A 20,563-nucleotide genomic window follows, 5' to 3' on the forward strand; every position below is an offset into this window, starting at 1 on the left:
GATGTTGAATGAACTTATTTGATGAGCTTGTTGTTTGAATCAGGGAATATCAATATTGGTTCGTAAGCGCGGGCCTCTTCAACCTCCATGTAAGCGTATGACATGATGATAACAATATCGCCAACCTGGGCAAGCCGCGCTGTAGCGCCGTTAAGGCATACTGTTCCGCTTCCCCGTTCGCCTTTTATTACATAGGTTTCAAAACGGGCGCCGTTGTTATTGTTAACAATCTGCACCTTTTCGTTAGGTATAATGTTAGCCGCTTCAATTAAATCTTCATCAATGGTAATACTGCCAACATAATTCAATTCGGCTTGTGTTACCTTAACGCGATGAAGCTTTGATTTTAATACCTCAATAATCATGGTGCAAAGGTAAGGATATTTGGTTGATGGTTCATAGCTGATAGTTGATGGTTATTGTTGGCTCATTGTAATAAGTATAAGACACTATTATGATGTAACAACCTGTTTAAAACTACACCATCAACATATTGTCTATCAATCTTGTTTTGCCAATGCGCGCTGCTGTAAGGGCAACAATGGTTTGAGAGCTTTCATTGGCCGGTAAAAGCGTTTTGCCATCAGCCAACTCAAAATATTCCGGCTCAACGCCCGGTTCGGCCTGCAGCATATTCATGGCCTCCAGCTCCAGGTTGTAAACGTTTTTAATGTCGAAATTAGCTTTGACCCAGTTCAGGGTTTTTGATAAAATCAGGGCATGCTGCCTGTCATCCGCAGATAAATGAATGTTTCTGGAACTCATGGCTAAACCTTCGGGCTCGCGCTCAATAGGGCACATTACCATTTTAACCGGCAGCTTAAATATTTCAACCATTTTGCTTACCACCAAAAACTGCTGATAATCTTTTTGCCCCATGTAAAGAGCGGTTGGCTTAACAATATCAAGCAGTTTATAAACCACCTGGGTTACTCCCTGGTAATGCCCCGGCCTAAATTCGCCCTCAAGCAAAAACTCCAGCTGGCCAATATTTAAATGCCATTGCTCATTGTCATCATAAATCTCCGTCACACCCGGATTGAACAAAATATCGCAATCAACAGCGCTTAATTTGGCTATATCGGACTCAATAGGCCGCGGATAATTTTCGAGATCTTTAGGGTCATTAAACTGGGTAGGGTTTACAAATATGCTGCAAACCACTATATCGTTGCCCTGTTTGGCTTGTTTAATTAACGATAGGTGGCCGTTGTGCAACGCGCCCAAAGTAGGCACAAAGCCAATTTTTTTATTGCCAATGGCTAATAAATACTCCTGAATTTGCTTGCGGGTAGTGAATATCTTCAATGTAAATAGGGTTGTAAAAACTTGGCAAAGGTGTGTATTTGATTGAAAATTACCAAATGGGCTTGCATAAATGGTTGCCAGTTCATATAATAATGCTTATATTTGCGGACTCAAATTTTTGACTTCTTTACATTTTAAAATTCTGATTAGTGATGGGTAAATCTAAGCTTTTGTTCATAACTCATGAAATGTCTCCTTTCCTTGAACTCACAAAAATTGCCGAAATAACACGCCAGCTTCCGCAAGCAATGCAGGAAAAAGGTTTTGAAATACGCATTTTAATGCCACGTTTCGGGAATATTAATGAGCGCAGGAATCGTTTGCATGAAGTTATCCGTTTATCAGGGATGAATATTATTATCAATGATAATGATAATCCACTGATCATAAAAGTTGCTTCAATACCAGCAGCGCGTATGCAGGTTTACTTTTTAGATAATGAAGAGTATTTTCAGCGTAAGCATGTGTTTAATGACAAAGACGGTAAATTTTATGCCGATAATGATGAGCGCATGATCTTCTTTTGCAAGGGTGCATTAGAAACTGTTAAAAAATTAGGATGGGCTCCGGACGTTATCCATTGCCATGGCTGGATGAGCGCATTGGTTCCGGCTTATTTAAAAACTACATACAAGGATGATCCTACCTTTAAAAATTCAAAAGTAGTTTACTCTATTTATGATAATGATTTTAAAGAGAAAATGGATCCTGACTTTGCACGTAAAGCCGTAATGGGTGATATGACCGAAACCCATACTGAGCTTTATAAAGAAGGTACTAATTCTGCAATGTATGCAGGTGCTATCCATTACAGTGATGGCATTGTACTTGGCGGCGCTAATATTGATGCGGATGTGTTAAATAATGTTAAAAACAGCAATAAATCGGTATTAGAATACGTTTCCACTTCAGATTTCGAAAATTATTACAATTTTTACGACGAAATTACCAATGACGAATTGGTGCATGTTGCATAAAGCTTTTAAAACTATATATGAAATTTTCCAAATTAGGCTTATTAACCCTGTTAATAAGTCTTTTTATTTTGAATAGCTGTAAAAACCAGGATTCCATTGGTTTAGGTGTTGATGCCGGTAGCCAGCTTAATGGTACTTTAATGGTTGATACCAATATAAACGTTACCACGCTGCCTGAAGATACTGTAGCCGCCTACGCATTATTCAGAACCCCGCTATCTTATTTTAAAGACCCCGAATTAGGTATTACCGAGGCAAATATTGCAGCCGCTATAAATTTGCCAGGCAGTACCACATATACTTTGCCAACAGGTACTTTAACAATTGATTCATCTGTTTTAGTGTTGCCTTATGCCGATGGTTTTTACGGCGATTCACTTACATCAAGGTTTAAATTAGATGTACACCAGCTAAGCGAGCAGATTAAAAGCGGGACACCCTATTATAACAATAAAGTGTGGGCGTATGATGCTGCATTATTAGGTACTAAAACCTTTACTGCCCGTTCACATGATACCATAAGAATATTTAATATTTTAAAAGGCCGTTCAGATACGCTTATAAAAGCCGCGCCACAATTGCGTGTACCTATTAGCCCGGCTTTTGTTAATCAATATTTGTTGGGAGATGGCGCTACTGCATATCGGGCATCAACTACAGCATTTCAAGCCGCGGTTAAGGGATTGTATCTTACTTTAGATAAAAGCCAAACAACCGGCCCGGGTGGAAACATCATGTTTACATTAGATTCTGCCCGTATCACGGTATATTACAGAGCTAATAATGCCGGGGTAATTGACACATCTTCAGCTACAATGCCGGTTCAGATCGGCGCACATGCAGTCCAGATCAAGCATACATACAGCACTAAAGTACAGGCAGCTATTAATAATACATCTACCGATGGCTTGTTTTATTTAAAGGGCGAAGTGGGCTTAAGGGCTAAAGTAAGCTTCCCTAATATTAAAAATACTTTTGCCGGTGTAGGCAATGTGGTAATTAACCGGGCCGAACTTGTTGTTAAAGCTGCCCCCGGCACAACTATACCCTACAGGGCCGCACCAAGGCTAACCATGTATCAATGGGATATTGCAAAACAACGTACAAGGATACAGGATGCATCAGCCTCTGACCCGCGGGGGGCAAATGCGGGCTCTACCTTCGGTGGCTTTTATAATTCAGCAACAGGCGAATACCACTTTACGGTAACCGGTTATATCCAGGACCTTATCAGCGGGAAAACGGTAGATTACGGAACATTTATTTCTCCGGTTAACCCGGCACTGGGTAGTACAATAGATATTAGCCCTACCGCTCAGTTTGCCGAACGTGTTATATCTTTCGGTAAAAACTCTCCGGATCGCATTAAGCTTAACATCATCTACACTAAAATTAATAAGTAGAATAACCCGGTATCCATGTTTGTTGTTACAATAAACATGGATATTGAGGTATTACTGCTATTTTTGGCCCCATACATCTAAATTTGAATTTATGTGCGGTATAGTAGGATATATAGGTTACAGGGATGCTTATCCAATAGTTATAAAAGGATTACACCGTTTAGAGTATCGCGGATATGACAGCGCCGGCGTAGCTTTAGCCGATAACGGGTTAAAGGTTTACAAAAAAGCGGGCAAAGTTAGCGACCTTGAAAACTTTGTTAAAGGCGTAAAACTAACAGGCACTGCCGGCATGGGCCATACCCGCTGGGCTACCCATGGCGCCCCAAGCGACAGAAACTCTCACCCACATTCATCAGGCGACCGTAAACTCACAATAATACATAACGGGATTATTGAAAATTATGGTGTGCTTAAAGAAGCATTGATAGCCAAAGGCCATACTTTTAAAAGCGATACCGATACGGAGGTTTTAATACACCTGATTGAAGATATCCAAAAAGTTACCGGGCTTGATCTGCGCGAAGCGGTAAGGCTTGCCCTTAACAGGGTGGTTGGCGCTTATGCTATAGTTATTATGAGTGCCGATGAGCCGGATGAACTGATAGCGGCACGTAAAGGCAGCCCTATGGTTATTGGGGTTGGTAAAGGCGAATACTTTATAGCATCTGATGCGACACCAATTGTTGAGTATACCAAGAACGTTATCTATTTAAATGATAACGAAATTGCTTATGTAAGGCGAGACAACCTGCTGATCAAAAATATTGACAATACTGTACAAACCCCCTATATACAAGAGCTTGAATTAAAGCTGGAAATGCTTGAAAAGGGCGGCTACGATCACTTTATGCTGAAGGAGATATACGAGCAGCCCCGTTCTATACGCGATTGTTTACGCGGGCGCATTTATCCCACACAGGGTTTGGTGCAACTGGGCGGTATAAAAGAGTATGTTGAAAAGCTCAAAAATATCGACCGTATTATTATTGTTGCATGCGGTACCTCATGGCATGCAGGCCTTGTAGGTGAGTATTTAATTGAAGAATATGCACGCGTGCCTGTTGAAGTGGAGTACGCTTCTGAATTTAGGTACCGCAACCCTATCATCACATCAAAAGATCTGGTAATTGCTATTTCACAATCTGGTGAAACGGCCGATACTATGGCAGCTATTGAGCTGGCTAAAGAAAAGGGCGCTACTATATTTGGTATATGTAATGTTGTTGGCGCATCAATACCGCGTTTAACACACGCCGGCGTTTATACGCATTCTGGGCCCGAGATTGGGGTTGCTTCAACCAAAGCATTTACCGGGCAGGTTACTGTATTAACGCTGATAGCTTTTTACATAGCCCAGCAAAGGGGTACTATTACGCAAAGCAAATTTGTTGAATACCTAACCGAACTGAATGAGATCCCTGATTTGGTTGAGCAGGCTTTAAAATCAAACGACCAGGTTAAGATAATAGCCGAGCGGTTTAAAGATTCAACCAACTGTTTGTTCCTGGGGCGCGGAAGCTCGTTTCCGGTTGCGCTTGAAGGTGCTTTAAAGCTGAAGGAAATATCATACATACACGCGGAGGGTTATCCTGCTGCCGAAATGAAACATGGCCCCATAGCGTTAATTGATGCAGAAATGCCGGTAATATTTATCGCCACAAAAAATTCATCATATGAAAAAGTGGTGAGTAATATACAAGAGGTAAAAGCCAGGGGTGGTAAAATTATTGCCATCGTATCTGAGGGGGATACCGAAGTTAAAGAGATGGCCGATTATGTCATAGAGATCCCGTTAACCGGCGAGACATTTGTGCCGCTGCTGGCAACCATACCACTGCAACTATTGGCTTACCATATAGCTGTACTGCGCGGTTGTAATGTTGACCAGCCACGTAATTTGGCTAAGTCGGTAACGGTGGAGTAAAGGAAAAAGAAGGATTAAATATAATTACAGGATAAAGCTGTCTTCAAAAGAGACGGCTTTGTTAATTTCCGGATGCTTTTTCAAGGGGCTTGCCGGGTTTTAAAAACCCATTTAAAATGGCTGCAATTATTATCACCCCAACGCAACCAATTGCATTTAGCCACAGGTAAGCCACCGCGTTATAATACCCCATTATACATATTATGGCTTCGGTAAGTACAGCGGCAATAAATACGGCTGTACCGTTTATGCGTTTAATATAAAAAGCCACTATAAAAACGCCCAATATGGTGCCATATATATAGGAACCTAACTGGTTAACGGCCTCTAAAAGATTGCCCATTTTACTTGCATAAAGGGCCATTACAATGCAAACCAATCCCCAAAAAATAGTTGCCAGGCGCGATGCCGTCACATAGCTTTTATCAGATGCATCGGGTTTAATGATCCGTTTATAAATATCTACCACGGTTGTTGATGCCAGAGAGTTTAACCCGCTTGCTGTAGAGCCCATTGATGCCAGAAATATAATAGCGATGAGTAAGCCTATCAGTCCCTTAGGCAAATAATGGGTAACAAAGGTGAGGAATACATAATTGGTATCATCTGTATTAGCGTTTTCGTTATTCTTTTTGATAACCGCTATAGCATCCTGCCTGATAATGCCCGCCTGTACGTTGGCCAGTTTCAATGCATCCTGCGCATGCGAAACCTGCTCGGGGTTGTTACTATCAATGGCTTTTACCAGCTCATTGGCCTTTATTTTTTTCTGTTTAAAAGCTTCGGTATATTGTTGTTCCAGGTAGTTATACTGTGTTGCATAGCTGCTTTTTTTAACCTGCTCAACCTCATAATTATTAAAAAATACCGGTGGGCGGTTAAACTGGTAAAAACTGAATACCAGTACACCTATCAGTAATATCAAAAACTGCATAGGTATTTTCAGCAACCCGTTCATGATCAACCCTAACCTGCTTTGCCCAACTGAGCTGCCGGTTAAATACCGGCCCACCTGGCTTTGGTCTGTACCGAAGTAAGACAATTGCAGGAAAAAACCGCCAATAATTCCGCTCCATATATTGTAGCGGTTATCAGGGTCAAACTTCCAGTCGATGACATTCATGCGGCCCAGGTTACCGGCCAGTTTAATGGATTTAATAAAGCCTACATCTGCAGGCATCAGCATCACCACAAATACACCGGCTAAAAACATCCCCGAAAAAATGATTGTCATTTGCAGCAGCTGGGTGTACGATACCGCTTTTGCACCGCCATAAACGGTGTAGAATAAAACCAACCCACCTATAAACAGGGTGGTATAAGTAGTATTAATGTGTAATATGCCCGATAAGATGATAGAAGGCGCATAAATGGTGATCCCGGTAGACAGGCCACGCTGGATCAGGAATAAAAAGGAAGTAAGCACGCGTGTTTTAAGATCAAACCGCTTTTCCAGAAATTCGTATGCTGTATATACCTTAAGCTTATGAAAAATGGGTACAAACGTAATACACAAAACGATCATGGCCAGTGGCAGGCCGAAGTAGAATTGCACAAAACGCATCCCATCGCTATATGCCTGGCCCGGTGCGGATAGGAAAGTGATGGCACTGGCCTGCGTTGCCATTACAGATAGCCCCACGTGGTACCAGGGTAATGAGCGGCTGCCCAGATACTGGTCTATATTTTTATTACTGCCGCTTTTCCACACGCCATAAATTACTATGGCAAGCAGTGTAATAACTAATACTATCCAATCGGTTAAGCTCATTCAAATGACCTTGTAATGAGCCAAAACACAATAATTAAAAAAACCAGCCACACGACAACAACGCCGTAAAACTGGTTCCAGTTACGTATAAATGAAGGAAGCTCGCTATCTTCAGGCCTCTTCACGGCCTTTCACCAAAAACTTAAGGAACACTGCTGCAGTAAGTAAACCAAAAACACCACCTACCGGTATCCAAATAAAACCTCTTTCAACAATTGCACCTACAAACATGCCGCAAACTAATGCTACAAGGTAGAATACATAATCGTAATTTTTTTCTTCCTGATGATGTGGGTGATGATGATGTGACATAGTATCGTATATTAAATTTTCGTTGCAAATTTATATTATTAAACCATTGATGCCTAATGCAATTATTAGTTTTTTGGCTTACTCAATAAATTTATAAATAAGCGGTAAGCGCCGGATTAGTAAGTATAATTTTTAAGCGCATTTTTTATTGCCGGGTTTTTAATGTTTTGAATAACCGGAATTATATCTTTTGGCCGGTACTTCGCCCAAACCTTGTTGTACTTAGTTATTAAGAAGTAAAAAAAATATTCTCTTACAAAGGGATTTGGATATTTTACAATATAGTTTAATAGGTTATCAAAGTTTTTCTCCGAGTCTATGGGGTTGAATTTTATATGTGTTAAATTGTAAAAAAATGCGCTAAAGGTTTCCTCCATGCGGTACGTATAACTGGTATCGGCAGGAATAAAGTTTGTGTTTAAGAATGCCGTGGATACTTTCTCAGAGAAAGCAGGGAATTGTTTTTTATTATATGTAGCAAGTTCGCTTTCAAAATATATAGCATTAGATAAAAATTCAAAATTAGTTGCTCGTGCTATATAGTCTATAAAAGACTTATCATAGCTATATTTATGTAGGTAGAAATTGTAATACTTAAGTCTAAAAGCATGAAACTTTGCTAAATCAGCATAAAAAGCTAAAGAATTGTTTTGATATTTAACATTTTTAAAATCGAGATATACTTCTCCATCTATTTTTCTAACAGTTACAAAATTTGAAAATGTATAGTTTTTCGCATTATTGCCTGTAGCCGTTATTGTATCCTTAAAACTTTCATCGTCCCACACGATTAGCTTATACATCAATTTAACGTCATCCCCGGGTGTAACTAAAATTGGTCGTCCGTTTATATAAATAACACCGGGTTTATTATCAAAATAATTTAATGAATAATGTTCTTCATCTATTTTTGTTAAATTATAATTAACCGGCTTTTCAAAAATGGAACGCCTCTCAACTTTTATTCTCTTCGTGTTCTGTAAGGTAATATCTATTGTGGCCCTATTTTGTGCGCAAATACTAAAGGGAAGATATAAAAGGACTAAAATTAAAAAAAATCTCATATAATTTACAGTTAAGTTGCGGTTTCGAATTTGTAAGGGTTTTTTAAAAGCTATGAAAAATAGCATCCTCCTAAAAATAAATAAATCGGGATGCTATTCTGTTAGAGTTAATCAAATAATCAAATTACTTTTTTGATTATTGATCTTTCAATAAATTAATTATTTCTAACACCAAAAACCACCGGTAGTATCATTACTACAGTAATTATGCAATCCCAGCTGTCCACTATGAGGCACTGTGTTGCAGTTACCTTCGTAAAGGTAAATTGTTCCATTATTTATTCCCGTACAATAAATTGAGCCACCCATTGGTTCGCATAATGTGGGGCAGGGATTGCCATTATTACCGCCTGGATCTACTAATCCACCTAAAACATTTTTCATCTCAGCACGGCTGAGTTTGTTAAATTTTGACATTGTATTAGATTTATTAAATTATTTACATTTGCCGTATCCACGCCCCGGCAATTTAAGGCTGCATGTATTTTTAAAGTTCATGCTCTTTACTTTGGCCAAAAGTTCCTTATTGCTGTCAGACCAGCATATATACTTAATATCTTTTATTTTGTATGTATCCGCTAAACGGTATCCGTTTATCGGCAGGTTGGGCGGGGATTTTACTTCGGGCGCTTTGCATCAAGTTTTTTAATTGCGCACTATCAGGGACCATTATAGCATCCTTTTTATTGTAGGCTATAAGTATTGTTCGTAACTGTATGTCGGCATTGGGGTTTAGCCATTCAATTAAAACAGCAGCAGGGTTGGTAGTCCTTGTTTTAAATAACATGTGATGAATAGGTTAATGATCTTAACACTATAAATTTATTTAATATTTATTAAATAACTGCAAATTAATAAGGCTTATTTCATCTGCTTTTGATAAAGTAATTATGCCATGAGAAACGATGGGGATTTATCTATGGTTAGTTTTTTGGCTTACTCAATAAATTTATAAATAAGCGGTAAGCGCCGGGTACACCTGCGGGCAATTCCCTGAAGAAAGCAAGCGATGTGTACACAAAACGCCCTTTGCCGAAATTCGCTACAATAAGCGCTCCCTTATTAGGGGCCATGCCGGTATCGTTCATTTGCAGGGGCGTACTGTACTGGCTGTCTGCATTGTCTACAAAATATAACCCCCGTTCCTGTATCCAGCCATTAAAGTCGGTATCGGTTATTTTGTTTGGGTAGTTAAGTACCGGGTTTTGCGGATCGGTAAAGGTTACCTTAGCACCTTCTTCGGTTACACGCTGGTTAACTACCGTAAAAGGGTACGGGCCAATATTACGGGTAACTAACCCGTTGTTATTATTGTATTGTACCAGCAGGTTGCCGCCATTCTTTACATATTCCATCAGCTTTGGCTGCCCATAGGCCAGGCGTTCGTTCACATTATATGCACGCACTCCGGTTACTATGGCATCATACACAGAAAGGTCGCCGTTAATGATCTCGCCTTCGGTTAACTGATGTACATCATAGCCTACTTCACGTAATGCTTCAGGTACCAGATCGCCGGCACCGGCTATGTAGCCAATTTTTTTGCCAGCGGTTTTCAGGTCTATGTTTACCAGTTTAGCTTGTGCCGGCGGGAAAATAGTGATGGCGGGTATATGGACATATTTTATGTTTAGCAAACCCTGAGAAAATGATTTACCATTTGCTGTCGCGATAACCTCGAAATTGCTGGTGTTAGGTTTGCTATCTGTTGGGGTAACGCTGAAAGCTACCGTCCATTCATCACCTTTGTTTTTGCCGGTAAAATCTATCTTCTCCGGGCTTATTTTCCAACCCGCAATAGGTTTTATGCTGATATTGCCGCTGGCACTGGTGAAGCTTTTTAGTTTTACCTGTACACTTTGTGGTTTGGTGTTATTAAAAACATAAACCTTGTCGGCTATGTCGGCAGTAACAGGTGGCGCAATCACCAATGGCTGGTAAACTTCGCCACGGGCAGGATCTGTGTATTTATATTCAACCGGGGTTTGATAGGTAATTGTAGTGTTTGATATTTTAAAACTTACAGTAACCGATGGGGGTATATTTTGAGGCAATGTTTTTTGCCCTATTAATTTATCGTTCTCTAAATATTCGGTGTTGTAAAAACCAACGCTGTGCGGGTTTTTTAACCAATAAGGCTGGGTAATGTCATCAGCAGGCATTTCGCTGTCAATAGTTGTAAGATTGTTGCTTACTAATGCTGTAGTGCTGCTGTTTGCTGTAACGCTAACCGGCAGGCTGCTTCTTAAAATAACTTGTGTGCGTACTTTTACTATATCGCCCAGTGCATAGCTTGCTTCATTTGCATAACTTTCAAACCACAAGCCGGCGCAGGCAGCTATCAGGCCCTTTAACTCCTTAGTTTTTTGTTTGTGCCAATATTCATAATCGGCAGCGCCGGTTTGTGATAGCCTGACATTCTGCAGGGCTTTATCAGTTGCAATAGTCTGATCAATTTTAGTTAGTAACGCTAACAAAGGTTGCACCGATGCTTGCGGAGAATCGGCCTTAAAGGTTTTATTAATGGCGGCTAACTGAGCGGTTATCTGTGCGCCACCTGCTACCCTGCTCCAGGTAACATCTACCCCATCCATTAAATCGGTTTTTGGTGCATCGCCCAAAATAGTTTTAAAATATTCATAAGCATCGCCCCGCTGCTTTGCCGAACCAAAGCCCTGTGTTTTGTGGCTTGAGCGGCTTTCGGCAGCTATTTCGCCATAACTTTTGCCCAATAAAGTATTATATCCGCCAACATTAATTTTAAACTGATCGGGCGATGTAGTATTAGTATTGCCAAAGTTAAATGTATTCCAAAGCAGGCGCTTGGCCTGCCATACCTGTACATATTTTAATTGCTCGGGGTAACGGTTTGGATCTGCTGCTGCCGAGAAGGCTTCTTGTGCTAATATGGCCGATGAAGTATGGTGCCCATGGCCACCCTCGCCGGTTGTAGGGAAGCGGCAAATCATTACATCGGGCCTAAAATTGCGGATCACCCAAACCATATCTCCCAGTACTTTGTCCTTATCCCAGATCTTTAAAGTTTCTTCCGGCCCTTTTGAAAAGCCAAAGTCATTGGCACGGGTAAAAAATTGTTCGGCACCATCTATACGGCGGGCCGCTAAAAGCTCCTGTGTACGGGTTAATCCTAAAAGTTCGCTTTGTTCGGTACCTATCAGGTTTTGCCCGCCATCGCCGCGGGTTAATGATAAATACCCGGTACGGTAATGTTTTTCCTGCGCCAGATAAGCCAGCAGGCGGGTATTCTCATCATCGGGGTGGGCGGCAACGTATAATACACTGCCCAGCACGTTTAGTTTCTTTAAGTTTTGCTGGATAGTGCCAACATCCGTAGCCGGAGAAGTTTGTGCAGATACTGTAGAGGAAACAAGAAAAAATACAAGGATTAAGGGAAGGAAGCGCTTCATAGCAACAAATATATTGTAAAGATGTATTTCGCGATAACCGTAATGACGATATTATATCATGCGAAACTAATTTTTTGTAAAAATTAATCAAACGATTGATTTTTTTGGCATGGTAATCAATGTCTTACAAATTACTGACAAATCCAATTTTAATTAATCAATCGTTTGATTAATTTTGCGACGGAATGAATCAGACAATGGAAAAAGATAAGACAGAAAAAGCGGATAAAACAGATAAAAAGGATCATATCCTTGATGTGGCTGAAAAAGTTTTTGCTGAATTGGGATATGACGGGGCATCGACCCGGTTAATATCTGGCGAAGCCAATGTTAACATGGCCATGCTTAATTATTATTTCGGTTCAAAGGAAGGGGTTTTTATGGCCATTTTTGAACGCAGGATATCGTCATTCCAATCAATATTGCTAAGTATAGGGAACGATGACAGTATTAATGCCTGGGAAAAGCTTGACAGGTATATTGAAAGTTATGTAGACAGGGTTGTGAACAATAATTGTTTCCACGTAATGCTGCACAGGGAAATATCCAAATCAAAAAAAACAGAGCTTACTGATCAGATAGCCGGTATCATGATGAAAAACGTTAGCGTTTTTCAGGCCATTATTGATACTGGGATTAAAAGCGGCGAATTCAAAAAAGATACAGATTCGCAGTTGCTGGTAGCCACCATATTCGGCACCAAGAACTACTTAGTTAATACCCCGCACATTTCATCATTAATAATAGGGTATGATGTAATGGATAAAGAAAACCAGGATAAAAAGCTTAAACCGCGCTTAAAAACATATTTAAAAAGTTTGTTAAAAGCCTATTTAGTAAATGAAAATGATAACAATAAATAATAGTCCCTTGAAACCTTACCTTACAAACAAAGCTGTTAGGGCCGCGGTAAGTATGGCAATGCTGTTACTGGCAATGCTGTTTACAAACCCCGCCGCCGCCCAGGACAGGACACTTACCCTTGAAGAAGCTATAAAGCTTGGATTGGACAACAGTAAAGTGTTAAAACTTTCGCAATCAAAAATTGACCAGGCCGTATCACAGTATGAGCAGGCTAAAGACCAGGCATTGCCAACCGGCTCTGCAAGCTTTGGCTACAATCGTGCACAGATCCCTGCCCACAAACTTAATGTAGGCGAAGAAAGCCTGGTGCTACCTACCAGCGCGAACGCTTACTTAGGTACCCTATCAGTAAACCAGGTTATTTGGGCCGGCAACAAATTAAAGTACGCCCGCGAATCAACCAACCTGTTAACCCAGGTATCGCGCCTTGATGCGGTGAACGATAAGGATCAGATAGCTTATAGCATTATCAATTCTTATTACAACCTGTATAAAGTGTTGCAAAGCAAGAAAGTAGTTGAGCAAAACTTAGCCACTATTGATGCGCAGATAAAACAATCGCAACGTTTTTTTGACCAGGGTTTGGTTACAAAAAATGATGTATTACGCTTTCAACTACAGCGCTCCAATATTGAGCTGAACGGCATCGATCTGGAAAACAACCGCCGGATAATTAATTACAATATGGATATTTTATTGGGCCTGCCAGAAAGCACCCAGTTAAATATTGCACAAATAACCGAACCCAACAGGGATGCGGCACCTTTAGCTAATTACCTGGATACCGCGCTGGCTAACCGCCCCGAACTTATGCAGATGGATTTGCGTACGCGGGTTGCAGAAACCAATATCAAAACTATTAAGGCAAACACTACCCCTACGCTATCGGCAGCGGGCAGTGCTTATTATGTGGGCATATCAGGTAACCCCATCCCTAAAAGCGGCAACTTTATCACCCCTATATCCGTCGGCTTAACCCTCGGCTGGAACTTTGGCACATTGTGGACCAACAAAAACAAGGTTAATGAGGCCCGCTTGCAACGCGAAGAAGTGATCATTAACAAAGGCATCACTACTGATAATGTAAAGAACGAAGTAAATCAAAGCTATCAGAATTACATGGCTGCCCTGGATAAGATAAGGTTGCTGCAAACATCTATTAACCAGGCGCAGGAAAACAACCGCATACTGGAATCAAAATACAAGAGCAATATATCATCGGCCACAGACCGTGCTGATGCGCAAACCTTGCTTTACCAGGCACAGATAAACCTGGAATTGGCTAAAGCCGATGCAGGGCTTGCATATTACACATTAGTAAAATCAACAGGAAAACTTAACAAATAATTACAATACATAAAGAAATGGCAAACCAGGCGAACGAAACAGAAACCAAAAAGAAACCAAATAAGGTAGTCCCTATTATATTAGGTGTTTTACTGCTGGGTGGTATTATTTTCGGTATAAAAGAATACATATACTACAGCAAACATATTGATACGGATGATGCACAAATAGATGGCGATATAAGCCCGGTTGTGGCACGTGTTGGTGGTTATGTTGATAGTATTATGTTTGAAGAAAACACACACGTTAATAAAAACCAGCTGCTGGTTAAAATTGACGATCGTGATTACAAAGTTAAATTAGAGCAGGCACAAGCCGCACAGGTTGGTGCAAGCGCAGGCATTAACGTAGGCGAGTCGCAAATTTCTACTACTGCTGCTAATTCATCAAGCGCCAGGGCACAGGTTGCATCTGCTGCTGCACGGTTAGAGAAGGTAGAGAAAGATTACCAGCGTTACGCTAACCTTGTTAAAGACGGTTCAGTTACCCAGCAACAATTTGACCAGGCCAAAGCAGATCTTGATGTGGCCCGTGCTACTTATAATGCGGCAAAAGATGAATACAAAGCAGCCCAGCAGCAAATAGCAACAAGCCGTAGCCAGTTAAAGGTTACCAATACAGGTGTAAGCCAAAAGCAGGTTGATATTGACTATGCAAAACTGCAGTTAACCTACACCGATGTAAAAGCGCCATCATCCGGACTTGTATCTAAAAAGAATGTACAGATTGGCCAATTGGTACAAGCAGGACAAACTTTGTTCTCGATAGTAAATGATAACAGCATATACATTACCGCCAACTTTAAAGAAACCCAGCTTGATGAAATGAAGAACGGCCAAAAGGTGGATATTGAAGTTGATGCTTATCCCGACTTGAAACTGGAAGGGTCTGTATACAACTTCTCTCCGGCTACGGGCGCTAAATTTTCATTGCTGCCGCCGGATAATGCTACCGGTAACTTTGTGAAAGTTGTACAACGTGTGCCTGTTAAAATTAAAATTAACGGTTCAAAAGAAGATTTAAGTAAACTGCGCCCGGGTATGAGCGTAAAGGTTTCTGTAATTAAAGGATAAAAAAATGGCTGAAACAGGCTTTAAAAAATGGATCATCACCATAACGGTTATCATCGCTTCGTTACTGGAGCTTATTGATACCACTATTGTGAACGTATCCCTGCCCGATATACAGGGTAACCTTGGTGCAACATTAGAAGATATTGCATGGGTGGTTACCGGTTATGCTGTGGCAAACGTAATTGTACTCCCCATGTCGGGATGGTTAGGAAGCCGCTTTGGGCGCAAAAACTATTTCATTACATCAATAATCGTGTTCACCATTGCCTCTTTCTTATGCGGTAATGCAACCGGGCTTGATGAGCTGGTAATATTCAGGATCATACAGGGTATTGCGGGTGGTGGTTTAATATCAACCTCGCAGGCTATACTAATTGAAACCTGGCCCCGCGAACAAATTGGTACTGCTACGGCGCTGTTTGGTTTGGGGGCTGTGGTAGGCCCAACAGTGGGGCCAACAATTGGCGGTTACATTACTGACCACTCTTCGTGGAGGTGGATCTTTTATGTGAACATTCCGGTTGGTGCCCTTGCTGCTTTTTGCGCCTACACATTTATAAACGAAACGCCTAAGGAAGAAAAAGGGAGACCTATTGACTGGTGGGGTATTGGCTTGCTTGCTGTTGCAGTAGGCAGCTTACAAACCATATTAGAAAAAGGGGAGACCGAAGATTGGTTTGCCACCCCTTATATTACCGTATTAACGGTGACTGCTGTATTAGGCTTAGTATTATTTATATGGCGCGAAATGAGTATTGACTACCCGATAGTGAACTTTGCCATATTAAGGCACCGGAGTTTCTCTGTGGGGATGTTTACCTCTTTCATACTCGGTTTTGGTTTATACGGATCAGTGTTTGTATTCCCGGTGTTTTGCCAGACTTTGCTTGGCTTTACAGCGCAGCAAACGGGCGAGATATTATTCCCGGGCGGGTTGTGTACCATAATTATGATGCCATTTATAGGGAAGATGCTTAACAAAGGTATCCCGGCTCAATTTATGGCTACCGGTGGTATGTTCCTGTTTTTTGTATTTACCTGGATGCTGAGCAATTCAACCTTAGCGGTAGGCCCAAGCAACTTCTTTTTACCGCTAATGATACGCGGTGTGGGTATGGCCTTACTATTTGTACCCCTAACTACTTTGGCAATGGCCGATTTGAAAGGGCCCGAAGTTGGGCAGGGTACCGGGTTAAATAACATGATGCGCCAGTTAGGCGGTTCGTTTGGTATTGCAACCTTAACTACCATTATCCACGTGCGCCAGGGGCTGCACCGCAATAACCTTATCACTAATATGAACCCTTACAACCCTGCATTTACCGAACGTTTAAACATGTATCAGCATGCGTTTATGGCTAAGGGCAAATCAATGATAGATGCTACGCACATGGCCTATGCTGCTATGGAGGGCGCTTTAACCAAGCAGGTATTATTGTTAACTTATGATGATGCTTACTGGATCTCGGGTTTGGTAATGCTGTTCTCTATACCGCTGTTATTCCTGCAACCGTTCCGCAAGAACATGAAGGTGCAAACAGACGCACATTAAAACAAAAGCCGTTCCGCTAATACAAGCGGAACGGCTTTCTCCAAAAAATCAACAATTAAATTTGTATAATCCCCCCTGGGTCCACAAAGTGTTTGATGCCAGATAGTATGTACAGGGGTTAGTAATAATCTTAAGGTATAAAATTAATAGTTTTAATTGAACAAAGCCAAATTTTATTCCATAATATTTTACACTGCCGGGGTATTATTTTACGATAAGTTAAAAAATCACTTTCCCGGTTGCTGTTACCAGCGATGCTATGCGCACAGCGTCAAAGATCCTCTCTTCTGTAGTGCCTAATTTTATCAATGAATCTTCATGGGCATTTACGCACATTTCGCAGCCATTAACGGCAGATATGGCAAGGCTCATCAATTCAAAAAATTCTTTACCGGTTACAGGTTTCATCATTAACTGCATGCGGATACGTGCAGGGATCTGTGTGTATTTTTCTTTTTGAGTAAAATGCCTGAAACGATAAAAAATATTGTTTGATGCCAGTAATGACGCGCAACCAACAGCCTCTGCAATATCTGCAGCTGTTGCGCCCTGTTCTTCGGCGTATTTAGTATAATAGGTAATAAGCGGTTCGTTGTTATTATTAACAGCGGTGCTAAGGCCTAATAAAGCGCATTCCTTAGTGCTTAAATGCTCAGAGGTAAGTGTGCTGGTAAAATTCAGCTTAAGGTCGCGCAGGTAACGCGATTCGCCTTTTTCAAGTAAGGTAAGGCTCAATGTTCTGTAAGTGCTATCTATACTGATGCTTTGCAGCAGTTCTTGTATAAGCTCGGTGCTCTCGTTCATGATAGTGTATAAAAAGTGATAAAAAAATAACCACAAAGGCCACCAAGTATTCACAGAGGTCACAAAGTTAAATCTTCGTGTTCTTTGCGGGTTACTTCGTGTTCTTTGTGGTTATCAATAATTTGCTGCTAAATTAATTATACGCTTAATGTTTCCTGGCCTTTTTCCCAGTTGCAAGGGCAAAGTTCGTCGGTTTGTAAACCATCAAGTACACGTAAAACTTCTTTAACGCTACGGCCTACGCTTAAATCATTAACACATACCCAGCGGATGATACCGGTAGGATCAATAATGAAAGTAGCACGGTAAGCAATTTTTTCGGTAGGTTCTAATATGCCTAAATCTTCAGCTAATGATTTTGAGGTATCAGCTAACATTGGGAATTTAAGATCGCGCAAATCGTCATGATCTCTTCTCCATGCTGCGTGTACAAATTCAGAATCGGTAGATGCGCCAATTAAGCGGGTGTCGCGGTCACGGAACTCGCCAAAGTTTTTGTTGAACTCAGCAATTTCTGTAGGGCATACAAAAGTGAAATCCTTTGGCCACCAGAACATTACGGTCCAAACGTTATCATCATTAACTAAGTAGTCTGAAGTTATTGTTTCAAACTCTTTTCCTTTTTCGATACTTGTTACAGCTATTTTAGAAAACTGTGGGAATTGTTGTCCTATCGTTAACATAATGGTTATTTTGTTATAATTTATGCAACAAATATACGTTTTTTTGACTGCGGATAATATCCAAAATATCTATATACTATAGATAAAAGCTATGGGATAAGTGTTTGATATTGAGAGATGCTATTGGAAAGGGTATAAAATATATGTCATTTCGAGCGATTCGCCCCTTGTTGGTGACAAGGGGAAATAACATATGCGGGGTCATCCTGAGCTTGTCGAAGGACGTGCGCAATGGCCCTGCCCGCAATGCTTCGACAAGCTCAGCATGACCCGCCTAATTAAATATGTCATTGACATTAGAAAGTATAGCGATAGATAAACATCGCTATACAGAAACTATAATATAAACTTTGTACTTAAAAAGTTCGAGTCGTTATCATTTACTATTTCGTTAATGAGCTGCTTGTTGGTATCATTCAACTTGGCGGCTACCAGTGAACGGATAGAGAACGACCTTAAAGCGTCATGTACAGATAAGGTACCCTCTGCACTGTCTTTACGGCCGGTGAAAGGGAAAACATCCGGGCCACGCTGGCATTGGGTATTGATATTTACCCGGCTCACCAGGTTCACAAAAGGATCTATCAATGATGATACTTCTTTTGCATCGTTACTAAAAATACTCACCTGCATACCATGCGGCGAATCTATCTGGTACTCAATCGGCTCTTCAATATTCTCGAACGGAATAATAGGGATCACCGGGCCAAACTGCTCTTCGCGGTACAGCTTCATTTTTTCGTTAACGGGGTACACCACTGCCGGGAAAACAAACGAAGCTGCAGTAACACCGCCATTCTCATTCATCACCTGTGCGCCGTTGGCTATGGCATCATCAATACATTCCTTCAAATAATCAGGTTTATGCGGCTCGGGCAGCGGGGTAAGCTTTACGCCATCCGTCCACGGTAATCCCGGTTTAAGGGCGCTTACCGCTTCGCTGAACAGCTTAATAAACTCATCGGCCACTTCCTTGTGCACAAATATGATCTTGATAGCCGTACAACGCTGTCCGTTAAAAGATAACGAACCCAATATGCACTCGCTTACCGCCAGCTTAAGGTCGGCGTTTTTAGTGATGATAGCTGCGTTCTTGGCATCCAGGCTTAGCACAGCACGGAGGCGGTTCACTTTAGGGTGGCGCTTCTTCAAATCATTGGCAACTTTACTGCTGCCTATGAATGCCAGTACATTGATCTTACCGGTAGCCATTAAACCGGGGGTAACTACCGCACCACGACCGTAAACGGTATTCACCACACCTTTTGGAAAAGCATCCCTAAAAGCTTCCAGTAACGGATAATGCAAGAGCGTACCATGCTTAGGTGGTTTAAAAAGTATGGTATTGCCCATAATAAGGGCGGGTATTAAAGTTGTAAAAGTTTCGTTAAGCGGATAGTTGAATGGCCCCATACAAAGCACCACGCCAAGCGGCGACCTGCGAATTTGTGCCACCAAACCTTCGGCCATCTCAAACCGTGATGATTGCCTGTCAATACCCTTTAGCCCATCAATAGTGGCATTAATATATTCAATAGTACGGTCAAACTCTTTGGCCGAGTCGCCGTATGATTTACCTATCTCCCACATTAACAGTTTTATTACCAAAGTGCGCTGTTCGCTCATTTTATAAACAAAGCGCTCCATGCATTTAATGCGGTCGGGAAGGCTCATGGTAGGCCACTCGCCACGGCCGTTATCATAAGCGGCAAGGGCAGCTTCCATTGCCTCCATTGCTTCGTATTCGCCGCAAACGGGATAGGTGCCAATCAATTTGCGTTTAAGCACACCATCAGTACCGGGAATGCAAACAGGCGAATATACTTCGGTTACATCACCATCCCATTGGCGCATTTCACCGTTAACCAGGTATTCGCGCTGGTGAATTTCTTCAATTCGGTGCGCGGAGGGTATCTGGTCCTCGGCAACAAACATAGCTTGGAGTTGGTCTTTAAAATTTTCCATAGGCAGGGGTTGATCTTATAATGCAAATAAAAATAACGCGGCATATAAAGCGCGATGCATAAAAATACAATTCTTTGCAAGGTAA

The 20,563-nt window shown here is 41.3% G+C and carries 18 protein-coding genes; 7 read left to right on the top strand and 11 right to left on the bottom strand.

The window, feature by feature from the left end; all coding sequences use genetic code 11:
• Positions 1-14: 14 nt before the first annotated feature.
• Complete coding sequence (panD, locus tag WC743_RS03180; protein ID WP_373010325.1) at positions 15-365, bottom strand: aspartate 1-decarboxylase; 351 nt, start codon at positions 363-365, stop codon at positions 15-17.
• 112 nt (positions 366-477) lie between these two features.
• Positions 478-1,308, bottom strand: a complete 831-nt coding sequence (panC, locus tag WC743_RS03185) for a pantoate--beta-alanine ligase (protein ID WP_373010326.1) — start codon at positions 1,306-1,308, stop codon at positions 478-480.
• 152 nt (positions 1,309-1,460) lie between these two features.
• On the opposite strand from panC, the gene WC743_RS03190 reads away from it, so the two are divergent.
• The 3 genes from WC743_RS03190 (at position 1,461) to glmS (ending at position 5,615) form a co-directional block, all read left to right on the top strand.
• Positions 1,461-2,285 carry a glycogen/starch synthase gene (locus WC743_RS03190; RefSeq protein ID WP_373010327.1) on the top strand — a complete coding sequence of 275 codons (825 nt, stop codon included), beginning with the start codon at positions 1,461-1,463 and terminating at the stop codon, positions 2,283-2,285.
• 17 nt (positions 2,286-2,302) lie between these two features.
• On the top strand, positions 2,303-3,688 hold the full coding sequence (locus tag WC743_RS03195) for a DUF4270 family protein (RefSeq protein ID WP_373010328.1): 1,386 nt from the start codon (positions 2,303-2,305) through the stop codon (positions 3,686-3,688).
• Between the two features lie 91 nt (positions 3,689-3,779).
• Complete coding sequence (gene glmS / locus WC743_RS03200) at positions 3,780-5,615, top strand: glutamine--fructose-6-phosphate transaminase (isomerizing) (RefSeq protein WP_373010329.1); 1,836 nt, start codon at positions 3,780-3,782, stop codon at positions 5,613-5,615.
• Positions 5,616-5,676: 61 nt separating this feature from the next.
• On the opposite strand, the gene WC743_RS03205 is transcribed toward glmS, so the two are convergent.
• The 6 genes from WC743_RS03205 to WC743_RS03230 all read right to left on the bottom strand — a co-directional run bounded on the left by WC743_RS03205 (position 5,677) and on the right by WC743_RS03230 (position 12,190).
• Positions 5,677-7,386, bottom strand: coding sequence for a sodium:solute symporter (locus WC743_RS03205; protein WP_373010330.1), 1,710 nt, complete (start codon positions 7,384-7,386; stop codon positions 5,677-5,679).
• Positions 7,387-7,497: 111 nt separating this feature from the next.
• Complete coding sequence (locus tag WC743_RS03210; RefSeq protein WP_373010332.1) at positions 7,498-7,698, bottom strand: hypothetical protein; 201 nt, start codon at positions 7,696-7,698, stop codon at positions 7,498-7,500.
• A gap of 116 nt (positions 7,699-7,814) precedes the next feature.
• Complete coding sequence (locus WC743_RS03215) at positions 7,815-8,762, bottom strand: hypothetical protein (RefSeq protein ID WP_373010333.1); 948 nt, start codon at positions 8,760-8,762, stop codon at positions 7,815-7,817.
• Positions 8,763-8,927: 165 nt separating this feature from the next.
• Positions 8,928-9,179, bottom strand: a complete 252-nt coding sequence (locus tag WC743_RS03220) for a hypothetical protein (protein ID WP_373010334.1) — start codon at positions 9,177-9,179, stop codon at positions 8,928-8,930.
• Between the two features lie 133 nt (positions 9,180-9,312).
• Positions 9,313-9,549, bottom strand: a complete 237-nt coding sequence (locus WC743_RS03225; protein ID WP_373010335.1) for a hypothetical protein — start codon at positions 9,547-9,549, stop codon at positions 9,313-9,315.
• Between the two features lie 136 nt (positions 9,550-9,685).
• Positions 9,686-12,190, bottom strand: coding sequence for a PIG-L family deacetylase (locus WC743_RS03230; RefSeq protein ID WP_373010336.1), 2,505 nt, complete (start codon positions 12,188-12,190; stop codon positions 9,686-9,688).
• 197 nt (positions 12,191-12,387) lie between these two features.
• Between WC743_RS03230 and WC743_RS03235 the strand changes: the two genes are divergently transcribed.
• Genes WC743_RS03235 through WC743_RS03250 form a run of 4 tightly spaced genes read left to right on the top strand, consistent with a single transcriptional unit; the run spans position 12,388 to position 17,026 of the window.
• Positions 12,388-13,053, top strand: a complete 666-nt coding sequence (locus tag WC743_RS03235) for a TetR/AcrR family transcriptional regulator (RefSeq protein WP_373010337.1) — start codon at positions 12,388-12,390, stop codon at positions 13,051-13,053.
• Positions 13,031-14,401 carry a TolC family protein gene (locus WC743_RS03240; RefSeq protein ID WP_373010338.1) on the top strand — a complete coding sequence of 457 codons (1,371 nt, stop codon included), beginning with the start codon at positions 13,031-13,033 and terminating at the stop codon, positions 14,399-14,401. Before WC743_RS03235 ends, WC743_RS03240 begins: the two co-directional genes overlap by 23 nt.
• Positions 14,402-14,418: 17 nt before the next feature.
• Positions 14,419-15,474 (top strand): HlyD family secretion protein, encoded by a 1,056-nt coding sequence (locus WC743_RS03245; RefSeq protein ID WP_373010340.1) that lies wholly within the window; start codon positions 14,419-14,421, stop codon positions 15,472-15,474.
• 4 nt (positions 15,475-15,478) lie between these two features.
• Positions 15,479-17,026: a DHA2 family efflux MFS transporter permease subunit gene (locus tag WC743_RS03250; RefSeq protein ID WP_373010341.1), complete on the top strand. Its 1,548-nt coding sequence runs from the start codon at positions 15,479-15,481 to the stop codon at positions 17,024-17,026.
• A gap of 219 nt (positions 17,027-17,245) precedes the next feature.
• Here the strand turns inward: WC743_RS03250 and WC743_RS03255 are convergent, their stop codons facing one another.
• The 3 genes from WC743_RS03255 to WC743_RS03265 form a co-directional block, all read right to left on the bottom strand.
• Entirely contained in the window at positions 17,246-17,830 is a 585-nt protein-coding gene (locus WC743_RS03255; RefSeq protein WP_373010342.1) for a carboxymuconolactone decarboxylase family protein, read from the bottom strand.
• 137 nt (positions 17,831-17,967) lie between these two features.
• The gene (locus WC743_RS03260) at positions 17,968-18,513 is read right to left on the bottom strand and encodes a peroxiredoxin (protein WP_373010343.1); all 546 of its coding nucleotides are present in this window, start codon (positions 18,511-18,513) and stop codon (positions 17,968-17,970) included.
• 336 nt (positions 18,514-18,849) lie between these two features.
• On the bottom strand, positions 18,850-20,478 hold the full coding sequence (locus tag WC743_RS03265) for an NADP-dependent glyceraldehyde-3-phosphate dehydrogenase (RefSeq protein WP_373010344.1): 1,629 nt from the start codon (positions 20,476-20,478) through the stop codon (positions 18,850-18,852).
• Positions 20,479-20,563: the final 85 nt, after the last annotated feature.

It is taken from the genome of Mucilaginibacter sp., assembly GCF_041660805.1.
Lineage (GTDB): Bacteria > Bacteroidota > Bacteroidia > Sphingobacteriales > Sphingobacteriaceae > Mucilaginibacter.

Coding starts and splice junctions, on each gene's coding strand:
- WC743_RS03190 (WP_373010327.1), top strand. CDS start 1,461: ATGGGTAAATCTAAGCTTTTGTTCATAACTCATGAAATGTCTCCTTTC.
- panD (WP_373010325.1), bottom strand. CDS start 365: ATGATTATTGAGGTATTAAAATCAAAGCTTCATCGCGTTAAGGTAACA.
- WC743_RS03220 (WP_373010334.1), bottom strand. CDS start 9,179: ATGTCAAAATTTAACAAACTCAGCCGTGCTGAGATGAAAAATGTTTTA.
- WC743_RS03265 (WP_373010344.1), bottom strand. CDS start 20,478: ATGGAAAATTTTAAAGACCAACTCCAAGCTATGTTTGTTGCCGAGGAC.
- WC743_RS03215 (WP_373010333.1), bottom strand. CDS start 8,762: ATGAGATTTTTTTTAATTTTAGTCCTTTTATATCTTCCCTTTAGTATT.
- WC743_RS03245 (WP_373010340.1), top strand. CDS start 14,419: ATGGCAAACCAGGCGAACGAAACAGAAACCAAAAAGAAACCAAATAAG.
- WC743_RS03225 (WP_373010335.1), bottom strand. CDS start 9,549: ATGTTATTTAAAACAAGGACTACCAACCCTGCTGCTGTTTTAATTGAA.
- WC743_RS03195 (WP_373010328.1), top strand. CDS start 2,303: ATGAAATTTTCCAAATTAGGCTTATTAACCCTGTTAATAAGTCTTTTT.
- WC743_RS03210 (WP_373010332.1), bottom strand. CDS start 7,698: ATGTCACATCATCATCACCCACATCATCAGGAAGAAAAAAATTACGAT.
- WC743_RS03230 (WP_373010336.1), bottom strand. CDS start 12,190: ATGAAGCGCTTCCTTCCCTTAATCCTTGTATTTTTTCTTGTTTCCTCT.
- glmS (WP_373010329.1), top strand. CDS start 3,780: ATGTGCGGTATAGTAGGATATATAGGTTACAGGGATGCTTATCCAATA.
- WC743_RS03235 (WP_373010337.1), top strand. CDS start 12,388: ATGGAAAAAGATAAGACAGAAAAAGCGGATAAAACAGATAAAAAGGAT.
- WC743_RS03205 (WP_373010330.1), bottom strand. CDS start 7,386: ATGAGCTTAACCGATTGGATAGTATTAGTTATTACACTGCTTGCCATA.
- WC743_RS03255 (WP_373010342.1), bottom strand. CDS start 17,830: ATGAACGAGAGCACCGAGCTTATACAAGAACTGCTGCAAAGCATCAGT.
- WC743_RS03250 (WP_373010341.1), top strand. CDS start 15,479: ATGGCTGAAACAGGCTTTAAAAAATGGATCATCACCATAACGGTTATC.
- WC743_RS03240 (WP_373010338.1), top strand. CDS start 13,031: ATGAAAATGATAACAATAAATAATAGTCCCTTGAAACCTTACCTTACA.
- WC743_RS03260 (WP_373010343.1), bottom strand. CDS start 18,513: ATGTTAACGATAGGACAACAATTCCCACAGTTTTCTAAAATAGCTGTA.